The organism is Serratia sp. BNK-12, assembly GCF_047456085.1.
Classification (GTDB): Bacteria; Pseudomonadota; Gammaproteobacteria; order Enterobacterales; family Enterobacteriaceae; genus Serratia; species Serratia liquefaciens.
In genome coordinates, this window is record NZ_CP179896.1 from 197,841 (window position 1) to 224,242 (window position 26,402).

Consider the following 26,402-nt stretch of genomic DNA (forward strand, 5'->3'; position numbering starts at 1 on the left):
AAACGTGCTGTCGCCGTTGTTTTAATGGTGGCTATCAGCAGGTTTTGAGGCGTGTCATAAATATACGCTGTCGCTCTAGCATATTAACTTGCCGGGAGAGCTGCAAGCTACATTCTGTTAACATACCGGTAAAGGAGCCTTTCCCTGGGAGTTTCCCTGAAATCAGTGTCCCGGAAAGATTTATTGCGGCTCTGTTTGTAGCACAGAGTGAGGCGGGTGTCTCGTGTTGTCTCGCTTCAGCATGATTAGCATCAGGTTCCGTTGCCAGTTTCTATGCGAAAGCGTACTCTGATTTTAAGAAATTAACCGGAGTGACCAGCATGCAGGCAAGAGTTAAGTGGGTGGAAGGGCTGACGTTTCTGGGTGAATCCGCGTCTGGCCATCAGGTATTGATGGACGGCAACGCTGGCGATAAAGCGCCCAGTCCGATGGAAATGGTGCTGATGTCAGTAGGGGGCTGCAGTGCTATCGACGTGGTGTCGATCCTGCAAAAAGGACGCAACGACGTGCGTGATTGCGAGGTGAAACTGACCTCTGAACGCCGCGAAGAAGCGCCACGGTTGTTTACCCACATCAACCTGCATTTTATCGTGACCGGCAAAGATTTGAGCGACAAGATCGTGGAACGTGCGGTCAACCTGTCAGCCGAGAAATACTGCTCAGTTTCACTGATGCTGAGCAAAGCCGCCAGCGTGACCCACAGTTTTGAAATCCGCGACCTGGCGTAACGGATAAAGGGGCGCGGTTGTACCGCGCCCCGTAGATTACTCGATTTTTTTTCCTTCCAGCAGTCGCTGTACCAGCGGCGCCATGATCAGTTCCATCGCCAGCCCCATTTTGCCACCCGGCACCACCAGCGTATTGATATGCGAGATAAAAGATCCCTGCAGCATTGCCAGCAGATAAGGGAAGTCGATCTGGTCCAGCCCGCGGAAGTGGATCACCACAAAGCTCTCGTCCAGCGAAGGGATAGCCTTGGCGGCGAACGGGTTGGAGGTGTCTACCGTCGGCACCCGTTGGAAGTTGATATGGGTACGTGAGAACTGCGGCGTGATGTAGTTGATGTAGTCTTCCATCGAACGAACCACCGAATCCATTACCGCTTCGCGGGAGTGGCCGCGTTCACCGGTATCGCGGATCAGCTTCTGGATCCATTCCAGATTCACGATGGGTACTACGCCGACCAGCAGATCGACGTGTTTGGCCACGTCGATGTGTTCGGTCACGACGCCACCGTGGAGCCCTTCGTAGAACAGCACGTCGGTCGGTGCCGGCAAAGCTTCCCATGGGGTGAAAGTGCCGGGAACCTGATTATAGGGTACCGCTTCATCGTAGGTATGAAGATACTTACGTGAGCGACCGGTGCCGTTTTTGCCGTAGTCGAGAAAGCTTTGTTGCAGCAGGCCGAAGTCATTGGCTTCGGGGCCGAAATAGCTGATATGGCGGCCGAGATCGCGCGCTTTGCGGATCGCCGCGTCCATTTCCGGCCGGGTGTAGCGGTGGAAACTGTCGCCTTCCAGCTCGGCGGCGCGGATGTTCAACTGCTGAAAGATTTTACGGAACGCCACGCTGGTGGTGGTGGTACCGGCCCCGCTGGAGCCGGTCACTGCGATAACGGGATGTTTGGCGGACATGGTGGTAGGTCACTCCGTGTTAAATGCGCAGGCGTCAGATATGATTATTGGTCTGTTTGACGCCCTTTCGCCAAGGGCAAAATTCCGCGCGTTGGTTTGCAATAACCCATTGTTACCTGATTTTTTCCGTCAGTCATAGAACCGATCGCCACTAAATTTCTTCCTGCCCGGCGCGGAACTGGCCGCGTGGCATGATGTTGACGGTCTCATGCAGTTCTGACCAAACCAGCAGCACCTCGCCGTTTTTCAACTGGCGGCGCACGTCTTCCACTTTCTGTTCCAGCGAGCGTTCGTGCTCGCCGTAGTCGGTGCCTTCGCGTAACACAAAGGACTCGATCAGGCTGTTTAGGGTCTCAGTTTCCAGTTCTTTCCAGGGGATAATCACGTGGTTGTGTCCAGATAAGGGGAAAGCCAGGATGGAATACGGTATTCCAGCCACATTTGGGGGTGTTTCAAGGTGCCGCCGACAAAACCGACGTGGCCGCCAAACTCGGTCAACTGATACTCAATGTTGTGCGGCAGCGTGGTGACCTCGGGGATCACTTCGTCGGTCATAAAGGGATCGTCTTTGGCATGGATGATCAATAACGGCGTCTGGATCGCCGGCAACAGCGGCAGGGCGCTGCAACGGCGATAATAATCACTGGCGTCGCTGAAGCCGTGAATACGCGAGGTAATGGCGTCATCAAAGTCGCGGATCCGGCGCAACGCTTTGAGCTGCGGCAGCTTGAGCGGCAACGTGTCAGGGTAGTGCAGCAGCTTGCGGGTGGCATTTTGTTTGAGTTGCCCAAGCAGATAGCGCTGATAAACGCGCGAAAAGCCTTGTTCCATACGCCACGAACAGGGCTCCAGCATCAGCGGTGCTGAAACCACGACAGCCGCCTGCAGCAGACTGTCCGCCCCCTGCTGTGCCAGGTAGCAGGCCAGCATGTTGCCGCCGAGCGAGACCCCGACCGCGGCGGTGGGGGCTTCGCCGTAGGTTGCGCGCAGCCACCTCAGAAAGAAACGCGCATCTTCCGTTTCTCCGGAGTGATAGATGCGCTGCTTGCGGTTCGGTACGCCGCTGCAGCCGCGAAAATGCATCACCACGCCAAGCCAGCCTTTTTCACGCCAGGCGCTGAGCTGACCGTGAGCGTAGGGGCTGTAGAAATTGCCTTCCAGTCCGTGGAACAGTACCACGCGCGGCTTGCCGGCAGCCTGAGCCGGATCTTCGCTCCAGGCGAGATCGACAAAGTCGCCGTCGGGCAATTCCAGCCGTTGCCAATGTGGTTTTAGCTGCACGCGGCGGCGCACCAGCCTTGGCAGCAGCGTCTGCAGATGCGGATTACTGGCCCCGGTCAAAGGGCGAAAGGATTCATGCATAACCTGAGTAAAAATCTTATTGGCGGCTATTGTGGGATTAATAGTGCGCTGTTAGCTTCACTATCCTGAACTGACAATAATACTGCAAAAAATCACCCTGGGTGAGGAGCACCCACCTCATGGAACCGAGTTTATTTCTTTCGATGTTAGGCTTCCTGTGGGTCGCCGCAATCACGCCAGGCCCTAATAATATGTTGCTGACCACCTCCGGCGCCAATTTTGGTTTTATGCGCTCGCTGCTGTTGATGATAGGCATCATGCTGGGGATGCAAAGTATTTTGCTGCTGGTGGCGTTCGGGGTCGGCAGCCTGATCCTGGTTTATCCTGCGCTGCACCTGGTGCTGAAAATCCTCGGCAGCCTGTACCTGTTATGGCTGGCGTGGAAAGTGGCCACTGCCGCCTATGAAAAGCTGGAGACCGACGTGGCGCCGCCCAAACCGATACGCTTGTATCAGGGCTGGCTGTTGCAGTTCCTTAATCCCAAGGCCTGGCTGATGGCGCTGGGGGCGGTGGCCAGTTTTAGCCTGGCAGGCGACAGGTACAACACGTCGATTGTGGCGATCTCGCTGGGCATTTTGGTGGTGAATATCGTTGCCGGGGTGATTTGGCTCGGCTTCGGCACGGTGATTGGCCGCCTGTTACGCAGCAAAAAGGCCTGGATCATCTTTAATCTGTCTATGGGGCTGCTGACGGCGGCCTGTGTGTTTCTCATCTGGCATTAAGGAGTTGCGGATGGCAGAAAATTACTTCCACGTAGTGGCCTTCACCGGCGAAGGGCTTCGCGGCAATCCGGCCGGCGTATGCCTGCTGAAACAGCCGTTGTCGACCGCCGAGATGCAAGCGATCGCCAATGAGCTGAGCCTGCCTGAAACCAGCTTCGTCTGGGACGATGGCGATATGTCGGCCATTCGCTGGTTTACTCCCCATCGTGAGGTGGATCTGTGCGGCCACGGCACGCTGGCGGCGGCGCACGTGATGTTCAGCGCGGTCAATCCGGCGTTGCAGGATATCCGTTTCCGTTCGGCAAGCGGTGATTTGTACGTTAAGCGCGACGCCGAAGATGGCGAACGCTTGATCCTGGATTTTCCGTCCCGACCGCCGCAAAAAATCGCGACGCCTGCCGGGCTGAGCGCGCTATTGGGCGTTGAACCGCAGGAAGTGTGGCAAGCCAATGCGCTGCTGGTGGTGCTGGAAAACGAAGCGCAGGTGCGAGCGTTGCAGCCGGATATCCCGGCGTTGATTACTTTGGCCGGGCGCGCGGTGATCGCCAGCGCACCGGGCGAAACGGTGGATTTCGTTTCGCGCTATTTCACGCTGGACGGCGGTGAGGATCCGGTTACCGGCTCTGCACACTGCACGTTGATGCCTTACTGGAGCGCCCGTCTCGGCCGCCATCAATTACACGCGCGGCAGATTTCGGCGCGCGGCGGTGAGCTGTTCTGCGAACTGAAAGGCGACCGTACCCTGATAGGCGGCTATGCGCAGATTTTTTTGCGTGGCGAACTGAGCCTGTAAGCAGATGGGGTTCGTTTCAACCAGCCACCGCCCGTGACTTTTTATCTTAATGTGAGAACACTGACGCGGGCCCCTAAAAGATTCCCTGGAGGGATTCCGCCACATCGGGATGATTTGATTAAATATTCCCATAAGTAATAACGCAGAGTTTTTTATTCTTTTATAGCTCGCCAACGCTCGGATAAAACTGTCAGCAACTGAACAGACTTTTATCAACGGAGCGATCATGGCGAGCAAACTCTTTGCATTACGCAGCGCGGTACTACTGGCGTTGTCACTCGGCACAGCCAGCGCCTATGCGGTGGACGTGACCGTGGCCTACCAGACTTCGGCGGAACCCGCCAAGGTGGCGCAGGCGGAAAACAGCTTCGCCAAACAGTCCGGCGCTACCGTTGACTGGCGCAAATTCGACAGTGGCTCCAGCGTGCTGCGCGCATTGGCTTCCGGGGATGTCCAGATTGGCAACATCGGTTCCAGCCCATTGGCGGTGGCCGCCAGCCAAAAACTGCCTATCGAAGTGTTTTTGATCGCCTCCCAGCTCGGCAGTTCCGAAGCGCTGGTGGTGAAAAAAGAGATTAAAAGCCCGCAGGATCTGATCGGTAAGCGCATCGCCGTACCCTTTATCTCAACCACGCACTACAGCCTGTTGGCTTCTCTGAAGCACTGGGGTATCAAGCCAGAGCAGGTCAAAATCCTCAATCTGCAACCGCCGGCCATCGCCGCGGCCTGGCAGCGCGGTGATATCGATGGCGCCTATGTTTGGGCCCCGGTGGTCAATGAGTTGGCTAAACAGGGCAAGGTGCTGACGGATTCCGCCCAGGTCGGACAATGGGGCGCCCCGACGCTCGACGTTTGGGTAGTGCGCAAGGACTTTGCCGAGAAGCATCCTGAAGTGGTGACGGCCTTTGCCGCCAGCGCACTGAACGCCCAAAAAGCCTATTTGGCGCAGCCGGAACAGTGGCTGAAGGACAAGGGCAACCTCAGCACGCTGTCCCGGTTGAGCGGCGTGCCGGAAGAGCAGATACCGGTGCTGGTGCAGGGCAATACTTACCTGCCGGTCGCCGAACAGATCACCCAGCTTGGTCAGCCGGTGGACAAAGCCATTCATGACACCGCCGAGTTCCTCAAACAGCAGGGCAAAATTCCCCAGGTCGACAGCGATTACAGTGCCTATGTCACCGATCGCTTTGTGAAACAGGTGCAGGCTGCGCCGCAGTCGTAAGGGAGCAGAATGCTAAACGTTAACCATCTTTCAGCAGAGTACCAGGGGCGTCCTGCGCTGCGCGACGTCTCGTTCCAGATTGACGCTGGACAACTGGTGGTGGTGCTTGGCCCTTCGGGCTGTGGCAAAACCACGCTGCTGAATTTGATCGCCGGGTTTATCGAGCCTTCAGCTGGCAGCATCACGCTTGACGAAGTTCCCGTAAAAGGCCCCGGAGCCGAGCGGGGCGTGGTGTTCCAGCATGAAGGTTTACTGCCGTGGCGTAACGTGGTGGATAACGTCGAATTTGGCTTGCAGCTGGCCGGAGTCGGCAAGCCGCAGCGTCGTGAAGTGGCGCTGCAGATGTTACAGCGCGTCGGTTTGGCCGGTTATGATCAGCACTTCATCTGGCAGCTTTCCGGTGGCATGCGCCAGCGCGTGGGCATAGCTCGCGCACTGGCGGCCAATCCGCGTTTGCTGTTGCTGGATGAGCCGTTCGGTGCATTGGATGCTTTCACCCGTGAACAAATGCAGGAACTGCTGCTGACCATCTGGCGGGATACCGGCAAGCAGGTGTTGTTGATTACCCACGATATTGAAGAGGCGGTGTTCCTTGCCAGTGAGCTGCTGCTGCTGTCGCCGGGGCCGGGGCAGGTGGTGGAGCGTCTGGCGCTGAATTTCGGCCAACGCTATGCCGACGGTGAGCCTTGCCGTTCGATCAAGTCTGATCCTGAATTTATCGCCCAGCGCGAATACGTGCTGGGTAAAGTCTTCCAACAGCGTGAGGCCTTGTTATGAGCCTGCATTCTGCCCTTAAAGAGGTTGCCCAGCCGAAGGCTGCGGCACCGCGACGCTTTAGCGTGCCACGCAACGTCTGGTTGAGCAGCACCACCCTGTTGGTGGTGCTGGCTATTTGGTGGGGCGTGACCGCGTTGAACCTGATCAGCCCGTTGTTCTTGCCGGCGCCGCAGCAGGTGCTGCATCAGTTGATCACCATAGCCAGCCCGCAGGGTTTTATGGATGCCACGCTATGGCAGCATCTGGCCGCCAGCCTGGGGCGCATCCTGGTTGCGTTGCTGGCCGCGGTGATTATCGGGGTGCCGGTGGGTATTGCCATGGGGCTGAACGATACGGTACGCGGCATTCTCGATCCGCTGATTGAAATTTATCGCCCGGTGCCGCCGCTGGCCTATTTACCGCTGATGGTGATTTGGTTCGGCATCGGTGAAACTTCGAAGATCCTGCTGATTTATCTGGCGATTTTCGCCCCGGTGACGCTGTCCGCCGTGGCGGGAGTGCGTAGCGTGGCTCAGGTTCGGGTGCGCGCGGCGCGCGCGCTGGGCGCCAACCGCTGGCAGGTGCTGCGTTTTGTGGTGCTGCCGAGCGCCTTGCCGGAGATTTTAACCGGTATCCGTATTGGGCTGGGGGTCGGCTGGTCGACGCTGGTCGCAGCAGAACTGATTGCCGCCACGCGCGGTCTGGGATTTATGGTGCAATCCGCCGGAGAGTTTTTGGCCACCGATGTGGTGCTGGCCGGTATCGGTGTGATTGCGATTATTGCATTTGGGCTGGAACTGGGGCTGCGTGCCTTGCAGCGCCGATTGACCCCGTGGCATGGAGTACAGCAATGAACGAACGTTTGAGTATCACCCCGTTGGGGCCTTATATCGGTGCGCTGGTGGAGAATGTTGATTTGGCGCGCCCGCTGGGCGACGGTCAATTCGAGCAGCTCTACCACGCGTTGCTCAAACATCAGGTGCTGTTCTTGCGCAATCAGCCGATCACGCCGTTGCAACAGCGTAATTTGGCCGGCCGCTTTGGCGATCTGCACATCCATCCGGTTTACCCGCAAGCCGCCGATGTGAAAGAGATTATCGTGCTGGATACCCATGACAATAATCCGCCGGACAACGATAACTGGCATACCGACGTGACCTTTATCGAAAACCCACCGCTGGGGGCGATTTTGGCCGCGAAAACACTGCCTACCACCGGCGGTGATACGCTGTGGGCCAGCGGTATCGCGGCTTATGAAGCCTTGTCCGCCCCTTTTAAGCAGTTGTTGACGGGCCTGCAGGCGGAGCATGACTTCACCAAATCATTCCCGGAATACAAACACCGCGGCAGCGAAGAGGAACATCAGCGCTGGCAGTTGGCGGTACAGAAAAACCCACCGCTGTTGCACCCGGTGGTACGTACCCACCCGGTCAGCGGCCGGCAGGCGCTGTTCGTCAACGAAGGTTTCACGACCAGAATTGTTGATTTGGCACCGAAGGAAAGTGACGCGCTGCTGAACTTCCTGTTTGCTCACATTACCAAGCCGGAGTTCCAGGTGCGCTGGCGCTGGCAGGAAAATGACATCGCCATTTGGGATAACCGCGTGACGCAACATTACGCCAACGCGGATTATCTGCCACAGCGGCGCATTATGCACCGTGCGACCATCTTGGGGGATAAACCCTTTTACAAGGGGTGACATGCAGGGGCGGCAGGCCGCCCCGTAGCCCTTAGGATTCGAACTCTTGCGTAAAGCGTTCCAACTGCTCCTGCGCATCCAGCCAGGTCATTTCCGTTTCTTCCAAGGCGGACTTGGCCTGACTTTGTTGCTGTAGGCAGAGAGTCAGATCGGCCTTGCGGCTGATGTCGTACAGCGCGGAGTCCGCCAGCTTCTCTTCTACCGCCGCCAGTTCGGCGCCCAGTTTTTCCATCTGTTGTTCCAGCTTGGCAATTTGCTTGCGCAGTGGCTGAGTCTGGCTGCGGAACTCGGCTTCGCGACGCTTCTGGTCTTTACGTGCCTGCGCACTGTTGCCGTTGTTCTCTTTCTCCGGGGCGTCCTGCTGGTTTTCCTGACGTTGCAGGTCGCTCAGCCATTGCTGATAGTCGTCCAGATCGCCTTCGAACACTTCCACCTGGCCATCATGCACCAGATAGAGATCGTCCGTGGTAGAGCGCAACAGGTGACGGTCGTGCGAGACCACCACCAACGCACCCTCGAAATCGATCAGCGCTTCGGTCAGCGCCTGACGCATGTCCAGATCCAGGTGGTTGGTCGGTTCATCGAGCAGCAGCAGGTTGGGGCGCTGCCAGACGATCAGCGCCAATACCAGCCGCGCTTTCTCGCCGCCAGAGAACCGCTCGGTGGCTTCAGTGACCTTATCGCCCTGGAAACCAAAGCCGCCAAGGTAATCGCGCAGCTGTTGTTCCAGCACACGTGGGGCGATGCGGCTCAGGTGCTGCAGAGGCGATTCATCGGCCCGCAGGAATTCCAACTGATGCTGGGCGAAGTAACCCAGTTTAATGCCCTTTGCCAGGCCAATTTCACCGCTCAACGGTTCAAGCGAACCGGCCAGCATTTTGATCAGGGTCGATTTGCCGGCGCCGTTACGGCCCAGTAAGCCAATGCGTGAGCCGGGCACCAGATTCAGCTTGATCGAGTTCAGGATCACCTTGTCGCCGTAGCCGGCACTGACCTTCTCCATACGCAGCAGCGGGTTTGGCAAGCTTTCCGGCTGGCGGAAGCTGAAGCTGAACGGGTTATCCACGTGGGCCGGGGCGATCAGTTCCATGCGTTCGAGCATCTTGATACGGCTCTGCGCCTGCTTGGCCTTGGTGGCCTGCGCGCGGAAGCGGTCAATATAGCTTTGCAGATGCGCCACTTTCTCTTGCTGGTTCAGGTACAGCGACTGCTGCTGGGCCAGCTTGGTCGAACGCTGACGTTCGAACGAGGAGTAGTTGCCGGTGTATTCGTTGATGGTCTCTTGTTCGATATGCAGAATTTTATCGACGATCGGATCCAGGAAGTCGCGGTCATGCGAAATCAGCACCAGCGTGCCAGGGTAGCCTTTCAACCAGCGCTCGAGCCAGATCACCGCGTCCAAATCCAGGTGGTTGGTCGGTTCGTCGAGCAGCAGCAGATCAGAACGGCACACCAGCGCCTGCGCCAGGTTCAGGCGCATACGCCAGCCGCCCGAGAAGGCTCTGACTGGATTTAGCAGCTGTTCGTTGGAGAACCCCAGGCCGTGCAGCAGGCTGGCGGCGCGGGAGCGTATGGTCCAGGCGTCGATGGCATCCAGCTTGCCGTGCAGCGTGGCGATGGCGTGGCCGTCGTTTTTGTCGTTTGCCAGCTGCAGGTCGGCTTCAAGCTGGCGGAATTCGCGGTCGCCGTCGATAACATACTCAAGTGCCGGCACGTCGAGCGCCGGCGTTTCCTGGTTTACCCAGGCCAGGGCCCAGTTGCTTGGAAAGGTGTAGCTGCCGCCGTCTGCGGCCATCTCACCCTTTAGCAAGGCCAGCAGCGTAGATTTGCCACAGCCGTTTTTACCCACCAGGCCGACCTTCTGACCTGGATTAACCGTCGCCGTGGCGTTGTCCAGCAGGACGCGGGTGCCGCGTCGGATTTGTAGCGAGGAGAATACAATCATAAAGCGCCGTATGTTCAGAGTATGTTAAATTGAATGGATTCTAAGTTAACAGGACACAGACTGTCCTATTATTAGTCTTTGCGGAGCATGGTAACGGAAAACCGCTACCCTGACGACGCTTTGGAGGGGAATGATGTCGCAGCCGCCCAAGGTCTTGCTGCTGTATGCCCATCCGGAATCCCAGGACTCGGTCGCGAATCGGGTTTTGCTTCGACCGGCACAGCAGTTGGAACATGTCACCGTGCACGATTTATACGCGCACTATCCTGATTTTTTTATCGATATTCACCACGAACAACAACTGCTGCGTGAACATCAGGTCATTGTTTTTCAACATCCTCTCTATACCTACAGTTGTCCGGCCCTGTTGAAAGAGTGGCTGGACCGCGTGCTGTCGCGTGGTTTTGCCAGCGGCATGGGCGGCAATGCGCTGGCGGGAAAGTATTGGCGTTCGGTGATCACCACCGGGGAACCGGAGGGGGCCTATCGTACCGGCGGTTATAACCGCTACCCGATGGAAGATATTCTGCGGCCGTTTGAGTTGACCGCCGCCATGTGTCATATGCACTGGCTGACGCCGATGCTGGTGTATTGGGCGCGCCGTCAAAAGCCGGAAGTGTTGGAAAACCATGCCACGGCGTATGGCGACTGGCTGCGTAACCCGTTGCCGCACGGAGGAAGGTAAACATGGAAGGCTCAACGTTACTGACCGCAATTTTACTGTTTCTGTTCGCCGCCGTGGTCACGGTGCCGATTGCCCGACGCCTGGGGATTGGCGCGGTGCTGGGTTACCTGATTGCCGGTATTGCCATTGGCCCCTGGGGATTGGGTTTCATTCGCGACGTCGACGAGATCCTGCACTTTTCCGAATTGGGCGTGGTATTCCTGATGTTTATCATCGGGCTGGAACTGAACCCGAGCAAGCTGTGGGAACTCAGGCGCTCAATCTTTGGCGTCGGTGCCGGGCAAGTGCTGATCACCGCCGCCGTGCTGGGCGCGCTGCTTTATCTGACGCATTTTGCCTGGCAGGCCGCCGTGATTGGCGGTATCGGGTTGGCGATGTCCTCAACCGCGATGGCGCTGCAACTGATGCGCGAGAAGGGCATGAACCGCAACGAAGGCGGCCAGTTGGGGTTCTCGGTGCTGCTGTTCCAGGATATGGCGGTGATCCCGGCGTTGGCGCTGATCCCGATCCTGGCCGGAGCCGGCGGCAGCAGCGATGATTGGGCACAAATTGCACTCAAGGTGGCAGCATTCGGCGGCATGCTGATCGGCGGACGGTTCTTGCTGCGTCCGCTGTTTCGCTATATCGCCTCTTCCGGAGTTCGCGAAATCTTCACCGCTGCCGCCCTGCTGGTGGTGCTGGGGGCGGCGATGTTTATGGATGCCCTTGGTCTTTCTATGGCGCTAGGGACCTTTATCGCCGGCGTGCTGCTGGCCGAAAGCGAATATCGCCACGAGCTGGAAATCTCCATCGAGCCTTTCAAAGGGCTGCTGCTGGGGCTGTTTTTTATCTCGGTGGGCATGGCGCTGAATATCGGCGTACTCTATACCCATCTGGCCGAAGTGCTGCTGGGCGTGGTGCTGTTGGTGGCGATTAAGTCAGGGGTGCTGTACTCGCTGTCGCGCATTTTCGGCCTGCGCAGCTCAGTGCGCTTGCAGTTTGCCGGCGTGCTCAGCCAGGGCGGAGAGTTTGCCTTCGTGCTGTTTTCGGCGGCGGGGGCGCAGAAGGTGTTGCAGCCCGATCAGCTTGCGCTGTTGCTGGTGGTGGTGACCCTGTCGATGATGACTACGCCGCTGCTGATGCAGATTATCGATCGCATCCTGGTGCGCCGTTATAACGCCCGGGATGAGGACGAAGAGACCCCGTATGTGGAAGACGACGATCCGCAGGTGATCATCGTGGGCTTCGGACGTTTTGGTCAGGTGATCGGCCGCCTGCTGATGGCCAACAAGATGCGCATTACCGTCCTGGAGCGCGATGTCAGCGCCGTCGGCGTACTGCGGCGCTATGGTTATAAGGTGTATTACGGTGACGCCACCGAGCTGGAACTGCTGCGTGCGGCCGGCGCTGCGAAGGCAAAGTCGATTGTGATCACCTGTAATGAGCCGGAAGACACCATGGAAATTGTCCGCCTGTGCCAGCAGCATTTTCCCGAGCTGAGTATTTTGGCGCGGGCGCGCGGCCGTGTGGAAGCGCATGAGTTGTTGCAGGCAGGGGTCAAGCAGTTCAGTCGCGAAACTTTTTCCAGTGCGCTGGAACTGGGGCGCAAGGCACTGATGGAACTGGGCATGCATCCTCATCAGGCCTATCGCGCACAGCAGCACTTCCGTCGATTGGATATGCGGATGTTGCGTGAGCTGATGCCGCCGCATCACGGTGATGTGGCGCAAATTTCCCGCGTGAAGGAAGCGCGGCGCGAGCTGGAAGAACTTTTCCACCGGGAAATGCAAAAAGAGAGTCGCCAGTTCGACGGCTGGGATGAATACGAATAATTTGGAGCACTGAGATGTCTGCAACACGGAAAAGATTTATCGCCGGGGCGGTCTGCCCAAGCTGTAAGGCTATGGATACGCTGGCCGTTTGGCGTGAAGACCAGGTCGAAGTGGTGGAATGCGTCAAGTGCGGCCATCATCAGCGGCAGACCGAACAGCAGGTGGAAAAGCACGTCCGGCCGCAGGAGCAGGTGATCGGTATTTTCCATCCGGAATAGCGTTATCGAGCGCGTTTTTTTATGCTGGAGGGTACAGCGGGGCAGATTTCCGATACAATCTGTCCGGTAAAGGCGCGGCCTCATGACGGCTGCGTCCAAGTATCCAACGGTAGGAGATATCATGAAAGTAGCAAAAGACTTGGTGGTCAGCCTGGCTTATCAAGTACGTACAGAAGACGGTGTGTTGGTTGATGAGTCTCCGGTGAGTGCGCCGCTGGACTATCTGCACGGGCATGGTTCTCTGATCGCAGGTCTGGAAAAAGCACTCGAAGGCCACGAAGCGGGCGATCGTTTTGACGTTAACGTTGGCGCTAACGATGCGTACGGCAACTACGACGAAAACCTGGTGCAGCGCGTGCCGAAAGACGTCTTTATGGGCGTTGACGAGTTGGAAGTTGGCATGCGTTTCCTGGCTGACACCGATCAGGGCCCAGTGCCGGTCGAAATCACCGAAGTGGACGGCGATCACGTAGTGGTTGACGGTAACCACATGCTGGCTGGTCAGAACCTGAACTTCAACGTAGAAGTTGTCGCGATCCGCGAAGCTACCGCTGAAGAATTGGCGCACGGCCACGTACACGGCGAGCACGATCATCACCACGAACACGGTGAAGGTTGCTGCGGCGGCCATGGCCACGATCACGACCATGACCACGCGCATGATCACGGTCAGGCCAAGAAAGGCGGTTGTGGTAACGGCGGTTGCGGCTGCCACTAATCGCGGCGCAGTAACGGCATAAAAAAGGGCGGCCCTCAGGCTGCCCTTTTTTATGGCTTATCAATAATGTGGCGGCGGCGTTTCTTCCGACTGCGACGCGATCATCGACGTTTGGGTCGATCGCAGCTTGTCGGTCAGCACGCGCAGGTGATCCTGCAATTTCAGCATTTCAAGCTGGTGTTTCACCACGGTCTGATTGAGCTCTTCAATAGTGACTTCCTGAAAGGCCTGACGACTTTCCAGTTCTTCAAGCCGCAGTAACAGGCTTTGGATATCGGCGTTGTGCATGATGCTACCTCTGACGCGGTTAAATCCTGAATCTGACGCTATGGTAACAGCTGCCGACGGCTTTGCGCTGCGCTATTTCACCCCGCTGTGTGCGGGGGCAGACGGAAAACGCGGGTGCACTGTGTAAAGTGCTGAAAAATAGAGCGCTCGGTGTGGCGGTTTTTGTTACTGTGGATACCACGGGCGCAGGAAAAATCTGACTTATCATACGGGTAGCACATTAAACGAAACTTCTGTTTAAAGCTGGAGTCACACTTTGACTCGATTGGTTACCTGTGTGACTGTTTTGTTTTGTTTCGGACAGCTATAGTAGCCCGGTTATCTTACTTAATGATTGTTTGGGGCACCGCTTCAGACACTGGAGAAATGGATGAAATCTTTGTTTAAAGTCACGCTTCTGGCAACCACCATGGCTTTTGCTTTGAATGCGACCCAGGTCATGGCTGCCGATGCAGCTAAACCGGCAGAAGCAGCGAAAGCCGCAGACGCAGCACCAAGCACCGGCAAGTTCAAGAACGATGACGAGCAAGCGGCTTACGCACTGGGCGCATCCCTGGGCCGTTACATGGACAACTCGCTGAAAGAGCAAGAAAAACTGGGTATCAAACTGGACAAAGACCAGCTGATCTCAGGCGTTCAGGACGCTTTCGCCAACAAGAGCAAGCTGAACGACGCAGATATTGAAAAAACTCTGCAGAGCTTTGAAGCGCGCGTGAAGGCTTCCGCTCAGGCGAAGATGGAGCAGGACGCGAAAGATAACGAAGCGAAAGGCACCAAGTACCGCGACACCTTCGCGAAAGAAAAAGGCGTGAAGAAAACCGAGTCCGGCCTGCTGTATCAGGTAGAGAAGCCAGGTACCGGTTCTGCGCCTAAAGACAGCGATACCGTTGTAGTAAACTACAAAGGCACCCTGACTGACGGCACCGAGTTTGATAACTCCTACACCCGTGGTGAGCCACTGTCATTCCGTCTGGACGGCGTGATCCCAGGTTGGACTGAAGGCCTGAAACACATCAAGAAAGGCGGCAAAATCAAGCTGGTTATCCCACCGGCGCTGGCCTACGGTAAAACTGGCGTTCCGGGCATCCCGGCCAACTCCACACTGGTGTTCGACGTTGAACTGCTGGATGTGAAAGCCGCTCCTAAAGCGGATGCCAAGGCTGAGAAGCCGGCTGACGCAGCGGCAGACGCCAAAGCGCAATAAGCCTGTCTGAGTCCCCACACCGCCGCGAGCTTCCCTCGCGGCGGTGTTCATTTTAATCCGCCAAATCAGCGCTAACTTTCGCTTCCTGCCCACTGATCGCTTGACGCCTGCCGGGCATCGGGCTTAACGTCAATACCACGCGCAAACGCAAGGACTTTACTCTGGCTGTTTTGCTAGACTAATAATCCGGACTTATGAGTCATGCGCCTGCCCCTTAGGGCGTGTACCTAAAACTGTTCCTGGTCATCTCGGCCTGCGGACGCTCGTCGTGCTGTTTCAGACTGATATCAGCCAGCCCATCCCGCGTAACTTCAAGGGTGTGCCGCCTGTGGAAAGGAACCCGCACGAGCAGTTTTAGCTGCGCCCCCTGGCACAGGCGATCTTTGAGGGTGGTATTTTCGATGTCTAATTCGCTTTTATCCAGCGAAGCCAGCGAACTTGATTTGCTGAATGAACGTCCGTTTACCCAGACGGATCATGAAATCCTGAAGTCTTACGAAGCGGTTGTTGACGGCCTGGCGATGTTGATCGGCGGGCACTGTGAAATCGTGCTGCATGCTTTGGAAGATTTGAAATGTTCGGCGGTACGGATTGCGAACGGTGAGCATACCGGGCGGCAGATCGGTTCGCCGATCACTGACCTCGCGCTGCGTATGTTGCATGACATGGCCGGCGATGACAGCAGCGTGTCCAAGGCCTATTTTACCCGTGCCAAGAGCGGCGTCCTGATGAAGTCGGTGACTATCGCCATCCGCAATCGCGAGCAGCGGGTGATCGGTTTGTTGTGTATCAACATGAACCTCGACGTGCCTTTCTCCCAGGTGATGCAGACCTTTATGCCGCCGGAAACTCAGGATGTGGCACCCTCGGTCAACTTTGCGTCTTCCGTTGACGATCTGGTGGCGCAGACGCTGGAGTTTACCATTGAGGAAGTTAATGCCGATCGTAATGTCTCCAACAATGCCAAAAACCGCCAGGTAGTGCTGAATCTCTATGAGAAGGGCATTTTTGATATCAAGGACGCCATTAATCAGGTGGCGGACCGTCTGAATATCTCAAAACACACCGTGTATCTGTACATCCGCCAGTTCAAAAGCGGCGATCTGTTGGGAACTGAGCGCGGATGCTGAATTACTGCCTTTTGGTCACCGGTCCGGCTTATGGCACTCAACAGGCCAGCAGCGCCTATCAGTTCGTGCAGGCTTTGCTGGTCAAGGGACACCACCTCTCCAGCGTGTTTTTTTACCGTGAAGGGGTGTTGAACGCCAATCAACTGACTGCACCGGCCAGCGACGAATTCGATTTGGTACGGGGTTGGGTGCAGTTGGCACAGGAGCATGGCATTGAGCTCAACGTCTGCGTGGCTGCGGCGCTGCGGCGCGGTGTGACCGATGAGCAGGAAGCCGCACAGCAAGGATTGCCCAGCGCCAATCTTCAGCCGGGTTTTACCCTTAGCGGGCTGGGCTCGCTGGCGGAGGCTTCGCTGAGCTGTGACCGCCTGGTGCAGTTCTGAGAGAGTTTATGAAACGAGTCGCTTTTGTTTTTACCCAGAGTCCACACGGCAGCGCCAGCGGCAGGGAAGGTCTGGATGCGTTGTTAGCCACTTCGGCGCTGAGCGAAGATCTGGGCGTGTTTTTTATCGGTGACGGCGTGTTGCAGATTATGCCGGGGCAGCAACCGGAAAAAATTCTGGCGCGCAATTACATTGCCACTTTTGGCGTGCTGCCGCTGTATGACGTTGAACAGTGTTATCTTTGCCAGGCATCGCTACAGGAACGCGGCCTGAGCCAGGTGACCGACTGGGTGCTGGACGCCGAGATTTTGGCACCGGATGCGCTGAGTCGCCAACTGGCCAGCTATGACGTGGTGATGACATTTTAGGAAATCCTGATGCTGTATACCCTTAGCCGTTCCCCCACTCAATGTGATTTGCCCGCGCTGCTGCGTTTGATCGCACCGGGTGATGACCTGTTGCTGTTGCAGGATGGCGTGCTGGCTGGCCTGGCCGGTAGCGTGCACCTTGAATTGCTGCTCAATGCCCCCATATCCCTTTATGCGCTGCAGAACGACCTGGATGCCAGAGGGGTGTCTGGTCATTTTTCACACAAAATCACTGTCATCGGCTATAATCACTTCGTTGAATTAACCGAAAAACATCGCAGCCAAATGGCCTGGTGATGAGAGTGATGTTGTATATTTCTTGACACCTCTACTACTCAGCCATAAAATTCTGCGTCCTCGTACTTTGCCAGTAGTGCATACGAGGGGATTTATCACGTGTTTACGAAGCAAAAACCAGGAGCTTTTTAATGGCAACAATTAATCAGCTGGTACGCAAACCACGCTCTGTGAAGGCTGCTAAAAGCAACGTTCCAGCGCTGGAAGCCTGCCCGCAGAAACGTGGCGTATGTACTCGCGTATATACCACCACTCCTAAGAAACCAAACTCCGCACTGCGTAAAGTATGCCGTGTGCGTTTGACTAACGGTTTTGAAGTTACCTCCTACATCGGCGGTGAAGGTCATAACCTGCAGGAACACTCCGTGATCCTGATCCGTGGCGGTCGTGTAAAAGACTTGCCAGGTGTGCGTTACCACACCGTTCGTGGTGCACTTGACTGCTCCGGTGTTAAAGACCGTAAGCAAGCTCGTTCCAAGTACGGCGTGAAGAAGCCAAAGGCTTAATGGTTCTCCGTTAAGTAAGGCCAAACATTTTCACTTTAATGTCAAAATAAACTCGTAGAGTTTTGGACAATCCTGAATTAACAACGGAGTATTTCCATGCCACGTCGTCGCGTAATCGGCCAACGTAAAATCCTGCCAGATCCTAAGTTCGGATCCGAACTGTTGGCCAAATTTGTAAACATCCTGATGGTAGATGGTAAAAAATCTACTGCAGAAGCAATCGTCTATACCGCGCTGGAGACCCTGGCTCAGCGTTCTGGTAAAGATTACCTGGAAGCTTTCGAAGTAGCCCTCGACAACGTTCGCCCGACTGTAGAAGTTAAGTCTCGCCGCGTTGGTGGTTCTACTTATCAGGTGCCAGTTGAAGTTCGCCCGGTCCGTCGTAATGCTCTGGCAATGCGTTGGATCGTTGATGCTGCTCGTAAACGCGGTGATAAATCCATGGCTCTGCGCCTGGCGAACGAGCTTTCTGATGCAGTTGAGAACAAAGGTTCTGCTGTTAAGAAGCGTGAAGACGTTCACCGTATGGCCGAAGCTAACAAGGCGTTCGCCCACTACCGCTGGTAATTGCCACGCAGTAGTTATGCTAACCAAGCGGGCGCTTCAAGAAGCCAACCCGCTTGGGTTAACCGAACTTGAACGCCTAAGGCAATAGAGGAATCAAATGGCTCGTACAACACCCATTGAGCGCTACCGTAATATCGGTATCAGCGCCCACATCGACGCCGGTAAGACGACCACTACCGAACGTATTCTGTTCTACACCGGTGTAAACCACAAAATCGGTGAAGTTCATGACGGCGCTGCCACCATGGACTGGATGGAACAGGAGCAGGAGCGTGGTATTACCATCACTTCTGCAGCGACTACTGCTTTCTGGTCTGGTATGGCCAAGCAGTTTGAGCCGCACCGCGTAAACATCATCGACACCCCAGGACACGTTGACTTCACCATCGAAGTAGAACGTTCCATGCGTGTTCTTGATGGCGCTGTAATGGTTTACTGTGCTGTAGGTGGTGTTCAGCCTCAGTCTGAAACTGTATGGCGTCAGGCTAACAAATACAAAGTTCCACGCATCGCGTTCGTTAACAAAATGGACCGCATGGGTGCTAACTTCCTGAAAGTTGTTGGTCAGATCAAATCTCGTCTGGGCGCGAATCCAGTGCCATTGCAGCTGGCTATCGGCGCAGAAGAGAAATTCACCGGTGTTGTTGACCTGGTGAAAATGAAAGCGATCAACTGGAACGAAGCTGATGCTGGCGTGACCTTCGAATACGAAGACATCCCTGCTGACATGCAAGAGCTGGCTGAAGAATGGCGCCAGAACCTGGTTGAATCTGCAGCTGAAGCTTCAGATGAGCTGATGGACAAGTACCTGGGCGGCGAAGAGCTGACCGAGGAAGAAATCAAGACTGCTCTGCGTCAGCGCGTGCTGAACAACGAAATCATCTTGGTTACCTGTGGTTCTGCCTTTAAAAACAAAGGCGTGCAGGCGATGCTGGATGCGGTAATTGATTACCTGCCATCCCCAATTGACGTCCCTGCAATCAACGGTATCCTGGACGACGGTAAAGATACTCCGGCTGAGCGTCACGCTAGCGATGAAGAGCCGTTTGCTGCTCTGGCATTTAAAATTGCTACCGACCCATTCGTGGGTAACCTGACCTTCTTCCGCGTGTACTCCGGTATCGTTAACTCCGGTGACACCGTTCTGAACTCAGTGAAGGCTGCTCGTGAGCGTCTGGGCCGTATCGTTCAGATGCACGCTAACAAGCGTGAAGAGATCAAAGAAGTTCGTGCGGGCGACATCGCTGCAGCAATCGGTCTGAAAGACGTGACTACCGGTGACACTCTGTGTGATCCAAACCACGTGATCATTCTGGAGCGTATGGAGTTCCCTGAGCCGGTAATCTCCGTTGCAGTTGAACCAAAAACCAAAGCTGACCAGGAAAAAATGGGTCTGGCTCTGGGCCGTCTGGCGAAGGAAGACCCATCATTCCGCGTATGGACTGACGAAGAATCAGGTCAGACTATCATCGCAGGTATGGGTGAACTTCACCTGGATATCCTGGTTGACCGCATGAAGCGTGAATTCAACGTTGAAGCTAACGTGGGTAAACCTCAGGTTGCTTACCGTGAAGCGATTCGCGCGAAAGTTACCGATATCGAAGGTAAACACGCCAAGCAGTCTGGTGGTCGTGGTCAGTATGGTCACGTTGTGATCGACATGTACCCACTGGAGCCGGGCTCAAATCCGAAAGGTTACGAGTTCATCAATGACATTAAAGGCGGTGTGATCCCAACGGAATACATCCCTGCCATTGATAAAGGCCTCCAGGAGCAGCTTAAGTCTGGTCCACTGGCTGGTTATCCGGTAGTTGATCTCGGTGTGCGTCTGCATTTCGGTTCTTTCCACGATGTTGACTCCTCCGAATTGGCGTTTAAACTGGCCGCTTCTATCGCCTTTAAAGATGGCTTTAAGAAAGCAAAACCTGTTTTGCTTGAGCCTATCATGAAGGTTGAAGTTGAAACGCCGGAAGAGAACACTGGTGACGTCATCGGTGACCTTAGCCGTCGTCGTGGTCAACTGAAAGGTCAGGAATCCAACGCTACTGGCGTTCAGATTCACGCTGAAGTTCCGTTGTCCGAGATGTTCGGATACGCAACTCAACTGCGTTCTCTGACCAAAGGCCGTGCTTCTTACTCCATGGAGTTCCTGAAGTACGATGATGCGCCGAACAACGTCGCTCAGGCCGTTATTGAAGCCCGTGGTAAATAAGCTTTCGGGTTTAACACATTGATCAGTGCTCTCTCCATGAGGGGAGAGCATAAGAGTAAGGAATATAGCCGTGTCTAAAGAAAAATTTGAACGTTCCAAACCGCACGTTAACGTTGGTACTATCGGCCACGTTGACCACGGTAAAACTACCCTGACTGCAGCAATCACCACCGTTCTGGCTAAAACCTACGGCGGTTCTGCACGTGCTTTCGACCAGATCGATAACGCGCCAGAAGAAAAAGCTCGTGGTATCACCATCAACACTTCTCACGTTGAGTATGACACCCCGACTCGTCACTACGCGCACGTTGACTGCCCAGGGCACGCCGACTACGTTAAAAACATGATCACCGGTGCTGCTCAGATGGACGGCGCTATCCTGGTTGTTGCTGCGACTGACGGCCCAATGCCTCAGACCCGTGAGCACATCCTGCTGGGTCGTCAGGTTGGCGTTCCTTTCATCATCGTATTCATGAACAAATGCGACATGGTTGATGATGAAGAGCTGCTGGAACTGGTAGAAATGGAAGTTCGTGAACTTCTGTCTGCTTACGACTTCCCTGGTGATGACCTGCCAGTTGTTCGTGGTTCAGCGCTGAAAGCACTGGAAGGCGAAGCTGAGTGGGAAGCTAAAATCATCGAGCTGGCCGGTTACCTGGATTCTTACATCCCAGAACCAGAGCGTGCTATCGACAAGCCGTTCCTGCTGCCAATCGAAGACGTTTTCTCCATCTCCGGTCGTGGTACCGTTGTTACCGGTCGTGTTGAGCGCGGTATCGTTAAAGTTGGCGAAGAAGTTGAAATCGTTGGTATCAAAGACACCGTTAAGTCTACCTGTACTGGCGTTGAAATGTTCCGCAAACTGCTGGACGAAGGCCGTGCTGGTGAGAACGTTGGTGTTCTGCTGCGTGGTATCAAGCGTGAAGACATCGAACGTGGTCAGGTACTGGCTAAACCAGGTTCAATCAAGCCACACACCAAGTTCGACTCAGAAGTGTACATCCTGAGCAAAGAAGAAGGTGGTCGTCATACTCCATTCTTCAAAGGCTACCGTCCACAGTTCTACTTCCGTACAACTGACGTGACCGGTACCATCGAACTGCCAGAAGGCGTTGAAATGGTAATGCCAGGTGACAACGTGAACATGGTTGTTACCCTGATCCACCCAATCGCGATGGACGACGGCCTGCGTTTCGCAATCCGTGAAGGCGGCCGTACTGTTGGCGCTGGTGTTGTTGCTAAAGTTATCGCTTAATCGCGAATAATTTTTCGACACAAAAGAGGGCACTTCGGTGCCCTTTTTTTATGCAATTTGGTCAAATCTTAATTGAAATAAAAAGCATTCCTATTTAGACTTACAGAATTGGTTAAGAAGTGAGTCTCTTATGTACGTATGTCTGTGTAATGCCGTGACTGACAAAGCGATCCGTAAAGCCGTGCGTCAGCACAACCCGCATACCATGAAACAACTGCGTGAACTTGTGCCGATTGGTACCGATTGCGGAAAGTGCATTCGTCAGGCAAGACAGATTATGGTGGAGGAAAGCGGAACCATTATCCCAATGCATGAAGTTGCCTAACTAAAGGTAAGGTTATTTTTTGACTCTTGGCTTACAGCTTCTACACTTTTAGAACTGGCCAGGAGGATTTACCTATGAAAGGCGATAAAAAGATCATTGCTCATCTCAACAAACTGCTCGGTAACGAGCTGGTTGCCATCAATCAATATTTCCTGCATGCCCGAATGTTCAAGAACTGGGGGCTAACACGCCTCAATGAAAAGGAATACCACGAGTCGATCGATGAAATGAAGCATGCCGATCGCTATATCGAGCGTATCCTGTTTCTGGAAGGCCTTCCGAATTTGCAGGATCTCGGCAAGCTGAACATTGGCGAAGATATCGAAGAAATGTTGCGTTCGGACCTGGCCCTGGAATTGGATGGCGCCAAGAATCTGCGTGAAGGCATCGCCTATGCTGATTCTATCCATGACTATGTCAGCCGTGACCTGATGATAGAAATTCTGGCCGACGAAGAAGAACATATCGACTGGCTGGAAACCGAACTGGATTTGATCGCGCGTCTGGGTATCCAGAACTATGCCCAAGCTCAGTTGTAGGCAGTAAATACCTTTTACAACGATGTTCTCCTGCCGGCATGAGTTTCTCCGGCAGGGCAGGGGAGCAGCGACAAAGCCTTGCCCTAATCCCGACGAATTTCCCCCTCGGTTTTCACCCGTTAGTTACCCGCCGGTAAAAAATGTCGATATCCTGAGCATATTTCCATCTGTGCCTTGCTTCTCGCTCTGTTTTGCGTATAATGCGCGGGCTTACCTAATCTTGGTAAGCCTGATTTTAGCGAATCAGTCGATAGGCAGGACTTTCTGCTCTTCGAACAATACTCCCGATATGGGGGTTATATGTTGACGATTACACTCCCCCATCAATCGAAATGGGTGTGAGGAGTAATTATTTACGTTTATAAATAATTGGAGCTCTGGTCTCATGCAGAACCAAAGAATCCGTATCCGCCTGAAAGCGTTTGATCATCGTCTTATCGATCAATCAACCGCGGAAATCGTCGAGACTGCAAAGCGCACTGGTGCGCAAGTCCGTGGTCCGATCCCGCTGCCAACTCGCAAAGAGCGCTTTACCGTTCTGATCTCTCCGCACGTTAACAAAGACGCGCGTGATCAGTACGAGATTCGCACTCACAAGCGTCTGGTTGACATCGTTGAGCCAACCGAGAAAACCGTTGATGCTCTGATGCGTCTGGATCTGGCTGCCGGTGTAGACGTGCAGATCAGCCTGGGTTAATCAGGTCATTGAGCGATTGAGAGGTTGAAACAATGATTGGTTTAGTCGGTAAAAAAGTGGGCATGACTCGTATCTTCACTGAAGATGGCGTTTCTATCCCAGTAACCGTGATTGAAATTGAAGCGAACCGCGTGACTCAGGTTAAAGACCTGGAAAACGACGGGTACCGTGCCGTTCAGGTTACCACTGGTAGCAAAAAAGCTAACCGTGTGACCAAACCGGAAGCGGGCCATTTCGCTAAAGCTGGCGTTGAAGCTGGCCGTGGTCTGTGGGAATTCCGCCTTGCAGAAGGTGAAGAGTTCACTGCAGGTCAAAACATCAGCGTAGAAATCTTCGCTGAAGTTAAAAAAGTCGATGTTACCGGTACTTCTAAAGGTAAAGGTTTTGCTGGCACAGTTAAGCGCTGGAACTTCCGTACCCAAGACGCTACCCACGGTAACTCCTTGTCTCACCGCGTTCCGGGTTCTATCGGTCAGAACCAGACTCCGGGCAAAGTGTTCAAAGGCAAGAAAATGGCTGGCCACCTGGGTGACGAGCGTGTAACCGTTCAAAGCCTGGACGTAGTACGTGTTGACGCTGAGCGCAACCTGCTGCTGGTTAAGGGTGCTGTACCGGGCGCAACCGGTGGCAACCTGATCGTTAAACCAGCTGTGAAGGCGTAAGGGGATAGCAATGGAATTAGTATTGAAAGACGCGCAAAGCGCGCTGACTGTTTCCGAAACTACCTTCGGTCGTGATTTCAACGAAGCGCTGGTACACCAGGTTGTTGTTGCTTATGCAGCAGGTGCCCGTCAAGGTACCCGTGCTCAGAAGACCCGCGCTGAAGTGACTGGTTCCGGTAAAAAACCGTGGCGCCAGAAAGGTACCGGCCGTGCGCGTTCAGGTTCTGTAAAGAGCCCGATCTGGCGTTCAGGTGGCGTGACCTTTGCTGCTAAGCCTCAGGACCACAGTCAGAAAGTAAACAAAAAGATGTACCGCGGCGCGCTGAAAAGCATCCTGTCCGAACTGGTACGTCAAGATCGTCTGATCGTTGTCGAGAAGTTCTCTGTAGAAGCGCCTAAAACTAAGCTGCTGGCACAGAAACTGAAAGATATGGCTCTGGAAGATGTGCTGATCGTGACCGGTGAACTGGATGAGAATCTGTTCCTGGCTGCTCGCAACCTGTACAAGGTTGACGTGCGCGATGTAGCAGGTATCGACCCGGTTAGCCTGATCGCCTTCGACAAAGTGGTTATGACTGCTGATGCTGTGAAGCAAGTTGAGGAGATGCTGGCATGATCCGTGAAGAACGTTTGCTGAAAGTGCTGCGTGCACCGCACGTATCTGAAAAAGCATCCGCTGCGATGGAAAAAAGCAACACCATCGTACTCAAAGTTGCCAAAGACGCGACCAAAGCAGAAATCAAAGCTGCAGTGCAGAAACTGTTTGAAGTCGAAGTCGAAGACGTGAACACCCTGGTAGTTAAAGGGAAAGTGAAACGTCACGGTCAGCGTGTTGGTCGTCGTAGCGACTGGAAAAAAGCTTACGTCACCCTGAAAGAAGGCCAGAACCTGGACTTCATCGGCGGCGCAGAGTAAGTCGGAGGAGTAAGAACAATGGCAATTGTTAAATGTAAACCTACATCTCCGGGTCGTCGCCACGTTGTTAAAGTGGTTAACCCTGAGCTGCACAAGGGTAAACCTTATGCCCCGCTGCTTGAGAAACTGAGCAAAAGCGGTGGTCGTAACAACAATGGCCGTATCACCACCCGTCATATCGGTGGTGGCCACAAGCAACATTATCGTCTGGTTGACTTCAAACGCAACAAAGACGGTGTGGCTGCAGTGGTTGAGCGTCTGGAGTACGATCCGAACCGTTCCGCGAACATCGCGCTGGTTCTGTACAAAGACGGCGAACGCCGTTACATCCTGGCGCCGAAAGGCCTGAAAGCTGGTGACCAGATCCAATCTGGCGTTGATGCTGCAATCAAGGTAGGTAACACCCTGCCAATGCGCAACATCCCAGTGGGTTCAACGGTTCACAACGTAGAAATGAAACCAGGTAAAGGCGGCCAGATGGCTCGTTCTGCTGGTGCCTACGTTCAGATCGTTGCACGTGATGGTTCCTACGTAACTCTGCGTCTGCGCTCAGGCGAAATGCGTAAAGTTCCAGTTGATTGCCGCGCCACCCTGGGTGAAGTCGGTAACGCTGAACATATGCTTCGCGTTCTGGGTAAAGCAGGTGCTGCACGTTGGCGTGGTGTTCGTCCTACCGTTCGCGGTACGGCGATGAACCCGGTAGATCACCCGCACGGTGGTGGTGAAGGTCGTAACTTTGGTAAGCACCCGGTAACCCCGTGGGGCGTTCAGACCAAAGGTAAGAAGACCCGTAGCAACAAGCGTACTGATAAGTTCATCGTACGTCGCCGTAGCAAAAAATAATTAGAGGATAAGCCATGCCACGTTCTCTCAAGAAAGGTCCTTTTATTGACCTGCACTTGCTGAAGAAGGTAGAGAAAGCGGTGGAAAGCGGTGACAAGAAGCCTTTGCGCACTTGGTCCCGTCGTTCAACGATCTTTCCTAACATGATCGGTTTGACCATCGCTGTCCATAATGGTCGTCAGCACGTACCAGTGTTCGTTTCCGATGAAATGGTCGGTCACAAACTGGGTGAATTCGCGCCGACTCGTACTTATCGCGGCCATGCGGCTGATAAAAAAGCTAAAAAGCGCTAAGGTAGGAGGAAGAGATGGAAACTATCGCTAAACATCGCCACGCTCGTTCTTCTGCTCAGAAGGTTCGCCTTGTTGCAGACCTGATCCGCGGTAAGAAAGTGTCGCAAGCTCTGGAAACTCTGACCTACACCAACAAGAAAGCTGCTGGTCTGGTTAAGAAAGTGCTGGAGTCTGCCATTGCTAACGCAGAACACAACGATGGCGCTGACATCGATGATCTGAAAGTCACGAAAATCTTCGTAGACGAAGGCCCAAGCATGAAGCGCATTATGCCGCGTGCAAAAGGTCGTGCAGATCGCATCCTGAAGCGCACCAGCCACATTACTGTGGTTGTGTCCGATCGCTGAGACTCT

34 protein-coding genes are annotated in these 26,402 nt (G+C 54.7%); 29 read left to right on the forward strand and 5 right to left on the reverse strand.

The window, feature by feature from the left end:
* Positions 1–320 precede the first annotated feature (320 nt).
* Positions 321–728: an OsmC family protein gene (locus ACMGG1_RS00830; protein ID WP_020837287.1), complete on the forward strand. Its 408-nt coding sequence runs from the start codon at positions 321–323 to the stop codon at positions 726–728.
* 36 nt (positions 729–764) lie between these two features.
* On the opposite strand, the gene ACMGG1_RS00835 is transcribed toward ACMGG1_RS00830, so the two are convergent.
* The 3 genes from ACMGG1_RS00835 to ACMGG1_RS00845 form a co-directional block, all read right to left on the reverse strand.
* Entirely contained in the window at positions 765–1,634 is an 870-nt protein-coding gene (locus tag ACMGG1_RS00835; protein ID WP_020837286.1) for a phosphoribulokinase, read from the reverse strand.
* Between the two features lie 151 nt (positions 1,635–1,785).
* Positions 1,786–2,019 carry a YheU family protein gene (locus ACMGG1_RS00840; RefSeq protein ID WP_020837285.1) on the reverse strand — a complete coding sequence of 78 codons (234 nt, stop codon included), beginning with the start codon at positions 2,017–2,019 and terminating at the stop codon, positions 1,786–1,788.
* Complete coding sequence (locus tag ACMGG1_RS00845; protein WP_020837284.1) at positions 2,016–2,996, reverse strand: hydrolase; 981 nt, start codon at positions 2,994–2,996, stop codon at positions 2,016–2,018. The genes ACMGG1_RS00840 and ACMGG1_RS00845 overlap by 4 nt, the downstream gene beginning before the upstream one ends.
* 119 nt (positions 2,997–3,115) lie before the next feature.
* On the opposite strand from ACMGG1_RS00845, the gene ACMGG1_RS00850 reads away from it, so the two are divergent.
* From ACMGG1_RS00850 to tauD, 6 genes are all read left to right on the forward strand, one after another.
* On the forward strand, positions 3,116–3,718 hold the full coding sequence (locus ACMGG1_RS00850; protein ID WP_414161102.1) for a LysE family translocator: 603 nt from the start codon (positions 3,116–3,118) through the stop codon (positions 3,716–3,718).
* Between the two features lie 10 nt (positions 3,719–3,728).
* The gene (locus ACMGG1_RS00855) at positions 3,729–4,511 is read left to right on the forward strand and encodes a PhzF family phenazine biosynthesis protein (RefSeq protein ID WP_020837277.1); all 783 of its coding nucleotides are present in this window, start codon (positions 3,729–3,731) and stop codon (positions 4,509–4,511) included.
* A 226-nt stretch (positions 4,512–4,737) separates the two neighbouring features.
* Positions 4,738–5,733: a taurine ABC transporter substrate-binding protein gene (gene tauA / locus ACMGG1_RS00860; RefSeq protein ID WP_020837275.1), complete on the forward strand. Its 996-nt coding sequence runs from the start codon at positions 4,738–4,740 to the stop codon at positions 5,731–5,733.
* Between the two features lie 9 nt (positions 5,734–5,742).
* Complete coding sequence (gene tauB, locus ACMGG1_RS00865) at positions 5,743–6,510, forward strand: taurine ABC transporter ATP-binding subunit (RefSeq protein ID WP_020837273.1); 768 nt, start codon at positions 5,743–5,745, stop codon at positions 6,508–6,510.
* Complete coding sequence (tauC, locus tag ACMGG1_RS00870) at positions 6,507–7,343, forward strand: taurine ABC transporter permease TauC (protein ID WP_020837272.1); 837 nt, start codon at positions 6,507–6,509, stop codon at positions 7,341–7,343. Before tauB ends, tauC begins: the two co-directional genes overlap by 4 nt.
* The gene (gene tauD, locus ACMGG1_RS00875) at positions 7,340–8,188 is read left to right on the forward strand and encodes a taurine dioxygenase (protein ID WP_260629821.1); all 849 of its coding nucleotides are present in this window, start codon (positions 7,340–7,342) and stop codon (positions 8,186–8,188) included. Before tauC ends, tauD begins: the two co-directional genes overlap by 4 nt.
* Positions 8,189–8,219: 31 nt before the next feature.
* On the opposite strand, the gene ACMGG1_RS00880 is transcribed toward tauD, so the two are convergent.
* Positions 8,220–10,133, reverse strand: coding sequence for an ABC transporter ATP-binding protein (locus ACMGG1_RS00880; protein ID WP_020837266.1), 1,914 nt, complete (start codon positions 10,131–10,133; stop codon positions 8,220–8,222).
* 133 nt (positions 10,134–10,266) lie between these two features.
* On the opposite strand from ACMGG1_RS00880, the gene kefG reads away from it, so the two are divergent.
* The 4 genes from kefG to slyD all read left to right on the forward strand — a co-directional run bounded on the left by kefG (position 10,267) and on the right by slyD (position 13,565).
* The gene (kefG, locus tag ACMGG1_RS00885) at positions 10,267–10,818 is read left to right on the forward strand and encodes a glutathione-regulated potassium-efflux system ancillary protein KefG (protein WP_041415731.1); all 552 of its coding nucleotides are present in this window, start codon (positions 10,267–10,269) and stop codon (positions 10,816–10,818) included.
* 2 nt (positions 10,819–10,820) lie between these two features.
* Complete coding sequence (gene kefB, locus ACMGG1_RS00890; protein ID WP_048760541.1) at positions 10,821–12,629, forward strand: glutathione-regulated potassium-efflux system protein KefB; 1,809 nt, start codon at positions 10,821–10,823, stop codon at positions 12,627–12,629.
* Positions 12,630–12,643: 14 nt separating this feature from the next.
* Positions 12,644–12,847: a YheV family putative zinc ribbon protein gene (locus ACMGG1_RS00895; RefSeq protein WP_004951224.1), complete on the forward strand. Its 204-nt coding sequence runs from the start codon at positions 12,644–12,646 to the stop codon at positions 12,845–12,847.
* 121 nt (positions 12,848–12,968) lie between these two features.
* The gene (slyD, locus tag ACMGG1_RS00900) at positions 12,969–13,565 is read left to right on the forward strand and encodes a peptidylprolyl isomerase (protein ID WP_020837261.1); all 597 of its coding nucleotides are present in this window, start codon (positions 12,969–12,971) and stop codon (positions 13,563–13,565) included.
* Positions 13,566–13,625: 60 nt separating this feature from the next.
* Here slyD and ACMGG1_RS00905 read toward each other — a convergent pair whose 3' ends face one another.
* Positions 13,626–13,853, reverse strand: coding sequence for a SlyX family protein (locus ACMGG1_RS00905; protein ID WP_020837259.1), 228 nt, complete (start codon positions 13,851–13,853; stop codon positions 13,626–13,628).
* 370 nt (positions 13,854–14,223) lie between these two features.
* On the opposite strand from ACMGG1_RS00905, the gene fkpA reads away from it, so the two are divergent.
* From fkpA to rplV, 18 genes are all read left to right on the forward strand, one after another.
* A complete protein-coding gene (fkpA, locus tag ACMGG1_RS00910) occupies positions 14,224–15,057 on the forward strand; it encodes an FKBP-type peptidyl-prolyl cis-trans isomerase (RefSeq protein WP_020837258.1) in 834 nt (277 codons plus the stop codon).
* Between the two features lie 401 nt (positions 15,058–15,458).
* Positions 15,459–16,187, forward strand: coding sequence for a transcriptional regulator (locus tag ACMGG1_RS00915; protein WP_020837257.1), 729 nt, complete (start codon positions 15,459–15,461; stop codon positions 16,185–16,187).
* The gene (gene tusD / locus ACMGG1_RS00920) at positions 16,181–16,570 is read left to right on the forward strand and encodes a sulfurtransferase complex subunit TusD (RefSeq protein ID WP_414161103.1); all 390 of its coding nucleotides are present in this window, start codon (positions 16,181–16,183) and stop codon (positions 16,568–16,570) included. The genes ACMGG1_RS00915 and tusD overlap by 7 nt, the downstream gene beginning before the upstream one ends.
* Before the next feature lie 8 nt (positions 16,571–16,578).
* Positions 16,579–16,938, forward strand: a complete 360-nt coding sequence (gene tusC, locus ACMGG1_RS00925) for a sulfurtransferase complex subunit TusC (protein WP_020837255.1) — start codon at positions 16,579–16,581, stop codon at positions 16,936–16,938.
* A gap of 9 nt (positions 16,939–16,947) precedes the next feature.
* Positions 16,948–17,235 carry a sulfurtransferase complex subunit TusB gene (gene tusB, locus ACMGG1_RS00930; protein WP_142816271.1) on the forward strand — a complete coding sequence of 96 codons (288 nt, stop codon included), beginning with the start codon at positions 16,948–16,950 and terminating at the stop codon, positions 17,233–17,235.
* Positions 17,236–17,366: 131 nt separating this feature from the next.
* A complete protein-coding gene (gene rpsL, locus ACMGG1_RS00935; RefSeq protein ID WP_004930426.1) occupies positions 17,367–17,741 on the forward strand; it encodes a 30S ribosomal protein S12 in 375 nt (124 codons plus the stop codon).
* A 96-nt stretch (positions 17,742–17,837) separates the two neighbouring features.
* Complete coding sequence (gene rpsG / locus ACMGG1_RS00940; protein WP_020837252.1) at positions 17,838–18,308, forward strand: 30S ribosomal protein S7; 471 nt, start codon at positions 17,838–17,840, stop codon at positions 18,306–18,308.
* 97 nt (positions 18,309–18,405) lie between these two features.
* Entirely contained in the window at positions 18,406–20,520 is a 2,115-nt protein-coding gene (gene fusA / locus ACMGG1_RS00945) for an elongation factor G (RefSeq protein WP_020837250.1), read from the forward strand.
* A gap of 70 nt (positions 20,521–20,590) precedes the next feature.
* The gene (gene tuf, locus ACMGG1_RS00950) at positions 20,591–21,775 is read left to right on the forward strand and encodes an elongation factor Tu (protein WP_020828747.1); all 1,185 of its coding nucleotides are present in this window, start codon (positions 20,591–20,593) and stop codon (positions 21,773–21,775) included.
* A 130-nt stretch (positions 21,776–21,905) separates the two neighbouring features.
* Entirely contained in the window at positions 21,906–22,100 is a 195-nt protein-coding gene (bfd, locus tag ACMGG1_RS00955; RefSeq protein WP_013814795.1) for a bacterioferritin-associated ferredoxin, read from the forward strand.
* Positions 22,101–22,174: 74 nt separating this feature from the next.
* Positions 22,175–22,639 (forward strand): bacterioferritin, encoded by a 465-nt coding sequence (bfr, locus tag ACMGG1_RS00960; protein ID WP_044554945.1) that lies wholly within the window; start codon positions 22,175–22,177, stop codon positions 22,637–22,639.
* 385 nt (positions 22,640–23,024) lie between these two features.
* Entirely contained in the window at positions 23,025–23,336 is a 312-nt protein-coding gene (rpsJ, locus tag ACMGG1_RS00965) for a 30S ribosomal protein S10 (RefSeq protein ID WP_001181005.1), read from the forward strand.
* Between the two features lie 32 nt (positions 23,337–23,368).
* Positions 23,369–23,998 carry a 50S ribosomal protein L3 gene (gene rplC / locus ACMGG1_RS00970; RefSeq protein ID WP_020837245.1) on the forward strand — a complete coding sequence of 210 codons (630 nt, stop codon included), beginning with the start codon at positions 23,369–23,371 and terminating at the stop codon, positions 23,996–23,998.
* 10 nt (positions 23,999–24,008) lie between these two features.
* The gene (rplD, locus tag ACMGG1_RS00975) at positions 24,009–24,614 is read left to right on the forward strand and encodes a 50S ribosomal protein L4 (protein WP_004929779.1); all 606 of its coding nucleotides are present in this window, start codon (positions 24,009–24,011) and stop codon (positions 24,612–24,614) included.
* Complete coding sequence (gene rplW, locus ACMGG1_RS00980) at positions 24,611–24,913, forward strand: 50S ribosomal protein L23 (protein WP_004951179.1); 303 nt, start codon at positions 24,611–24,613, stop codon at positions 24,911–24,913. The genes rplD and rplW overlap by 4 nt, the downstream gene beginning before the upstream one ends.
* Positions 24,914–24,931: 18 nt before the next feature.
* Positions 24,932–25,756: a 50S ribosomal protein L2 gene (gene rplB, locus ACMGG1_RS00985; RefSeq protein ID WP_020837243.1), complete on the forward strand. Its 825-nt coding sequence runs from the start codon at positions 24,932–24,934 to the stop codon at positions 25,754–25,756.
* Positions 25,757–25,770: 14 nt separating this feature from the next.
* Positions 25,771–26,049 (forward strand): 30S ribosomal protein S19, encoded by a 279-nt coding sequence (gene rpsS / locus ACMGG1_RS00990; RefSeq protein WP_004929772.1) that lies wholly within the window; start codon positions 25,771–25,773, stop codon positions 26,047–26,049.
* Between the two features lie 14 nt (positions 26,050–26,063).
* On the forward strand, positions 26,064–26,396 hold the full coding sequence (gene rplV / locus ACMGG1_RS00995; protein ID WP_002223844.1) for a 50S ribosomal protein L22: 333 nt from the start codon (positions 26,064–26,066) through the stop codon (positions 26,394–26,396).
* The last annotated feature ends 6 nt before the right edge of the window (positions 26,397–26,402 follow it).

Excerpts from the sequence above, each read along its gene's own strand:
- ACMGG1_RS00830 (WP_020837287.1), top strand. The coding sequence starts at position 321 with ATGCAGGCAAGAGTTAAGTGGGTGGAAGGGCTGACGTTTCTGGGTGAA.
- ACMGG1_RS00835 (WP_020837286.1), bottom strand. The coding sequence starts at position 1,634 with ATGTCCGCCAAACATCCCGTTATCGCAGTGACCGGCTCCAGCGGGGCC.
- ACMGG1_RS00845 (WP_020837284.1), bottom strand. The coding sequence starts at position 2,996 with ATGCATGAATCCTTTCGCCCTTTGACCGGGGCCAGTAATCCGCATCTG.
- ACMGG1_RS00850 (WP_414161102.1), top strand. The coding sequence starts at position 3,116 with ATGGAACCGAGTTTATTTCTTTCGATGTTAGGCTTCCTGTGGGTCGCC.
- ACMGG1_RS00855 (WP_020837277.1), top strand. The coding sequence starts at position 3,729 with ATGGCAGAAAATTACTTCCACGTAGTGGCCTTCACCGGCGAAGGGCTT.
- tauA (WP_020837275.1), top strand. The coding sequence starts at position 4,738 with ATGGCGAGCAAACTCTTTGCATTACGCAGCGCGGTACTACTGGCGTTG.
- tauB (WP_020837273.1), top strand. The coding sequence starts at position 5,743 with ATGCTAAACGTTAACCATCTTTCAGCAGAGTACCAGGGGCGTCCTGCG.
- tauC (WP_020837272.1), top strand. The coding sequence starts at position 6,507 with ATGAGCCTGCATTCTGCCCTTAAAGAGGTTGCCCAGCCGAAGGCTGCG.
- tauD (WP_260629821.1), top strand. The coding sequence starts at position 7,340 with ATGAACGAACGTTTGAGTATCACCCCGTTGGGGCCTTATATCGGTGCG.
- ACMGG1_RS00880 (WP_020837266.1), bottom strand. The coding sequence starts at position 10,133 with ATGATTGTATTCTCCTCGCTACAAATCCGACGCGGCACCCGCGTCCTG.
- kefG (WP_041415731.1), top strand. The coding sequence starts at position 10,267 with ATGTCGCAGCCGCCCAAGGTCTTGCTGCTGTATGCCCATCCGGAATCC.
- kefB (WP_048760541.1), top strand. The coding sequence starts at position 10,821 with ATGGAAGGCTCAACGTTACTGACCGCAATTTTACTGTTTCTGTTCGCC.
- ACMGG1_RS00895 (WP_004951224.1), top strand. The coding sequence starts at position 12,644 with ATGTCTGCAACACGGAAAAGATTTATCGCCGGGGCGGTCTGCCCAAGC.
- slyD (WP_020837261.1), top strand. The coding sequence starts at position 12,969 with ATGAAAGTAGCAAAAGACTTGGTGGTCAGCCTGGCTTATCAAGTACGT.
- ACMGG1_RS00905 (WP_020837259.1), bottom strand. The coding sequence starts at position 13,853 with ATGCACAACGCCGATATCCAAAGCCTGTTACTGCGGCTTGAAGAACTG.
- fkpA (WP_020837258.1), top strand. The coding sequence starts at position 14,224 with ATGAAATCTTTGTTTAAAGTCACGCTTCTGGCAACCACCATGGCTTTT.
- ACMGG1_RS00915 (WP_020837257.1), top strand. The coding sequence starts at position 15,459 with ATGTCTAATTCGCTTTTATCCAGCGAAGCCAGCGAACTTGATTTGCTG.
- tusD (WP_414161103.1), top strand. The coding sequence starts at position 16,181 with ATGCTGAATTACTGCCTTTTGGTCACCGGTCCGGCTTATGGCACTCAA.
- tusC (WP_020837255.1), top strand. The coding sequence starts at position 16,579 with ATGAAACGAGTCGCTTTTGTTTTTACCCAGAGTCCACACGGCAGCGCC.
- tusB (WP_142816271.1), top strand. The coding sequence starts at position 16,948 with ATGCTGTATACCCTTAGCCGTTCCCCCACTCAATGTGATTTGCCCGCG.
- rpsL (WP_004930426.1), top strand. The coding sequence starts at position 17,367 with ATGGCAACAATTAATCAGCTGGTACGCAAACCACGCTCTGTGAAGGCT.
- rpsG (WP_020837252.1), top strand. The coding sequence starts at position 17,838 with ATGCCACGTCGTCGCGTAATCGGCCAACGTAAAATCCTGCCAGATCCT.
- fusA (WP_020837250.1), top strand. The coding sequence starts at position 18,406 with ATGGCTCGTACAACACCCATTGAGCGCTACCGTAATATCGGTATCAGC.
- bfd (WP_013814795.1), top strand. The coding sequence starts at position 21,906 with ATGTACGTATGTCTGTGTAATGCCGTGACTGACAAAGCGATCCGTAAA.
- bfr (WP_044554945.1), top strand. The coding sequence starts at position 22,175 with ATGAAAGGCGATAAAAAGATCATTGCTCATCTCAACAAACTGCTCGGT.
- rpsJ (WP_001181005.1), top strand. The coding sequence starts at position 23,025 with ATGCAGAACCAAAGAATCCGTATCCGCCTGAAAGCGTTTGATCATCGT.
- rplC (WP_020837245.1), top strand. The coding sequence starts at position 23,369 with ATGATTGGTTTAGTCGGTAAAAAAGTGGGCATGACTCGTATCTTCACT.
- rplD (WP_004929779.1), top strand. The coding sequence starts at position 24,009 with ATGGAATTAGTATTGAAAGACGCGCAAAGCGCGCTGACTGTTTCCGAA.
- rplW (WP_004951179.1), top strand. The coding sequence starts at position 24,611 with ATGATCCGTGAAGAACGTTTGCTGAAAGTGCTGCGTGCACCGCACGTA.
- rplB (WP_020837243.1), top strand. The coding sequence starts at position 24,932 with ATGGCAATTGTTAAATGTAAACCTACATCTCCGGGTCGTCGCCACGTT.
- rpsS (WP_004929772.1), top strand. The coding sequence starts at position 25,771 with ATGCCACGTTCTCTCAAGAAAGGTCCTTTTATTGACCTGCACTTGCTG.
- rplV (WP_002223844.1), top strand. The coding sequence starts at position 26,064 with ATGGAAACTATCGCTAAACATCGCCACGCTCGTTCTTCTGCTCAGAAG.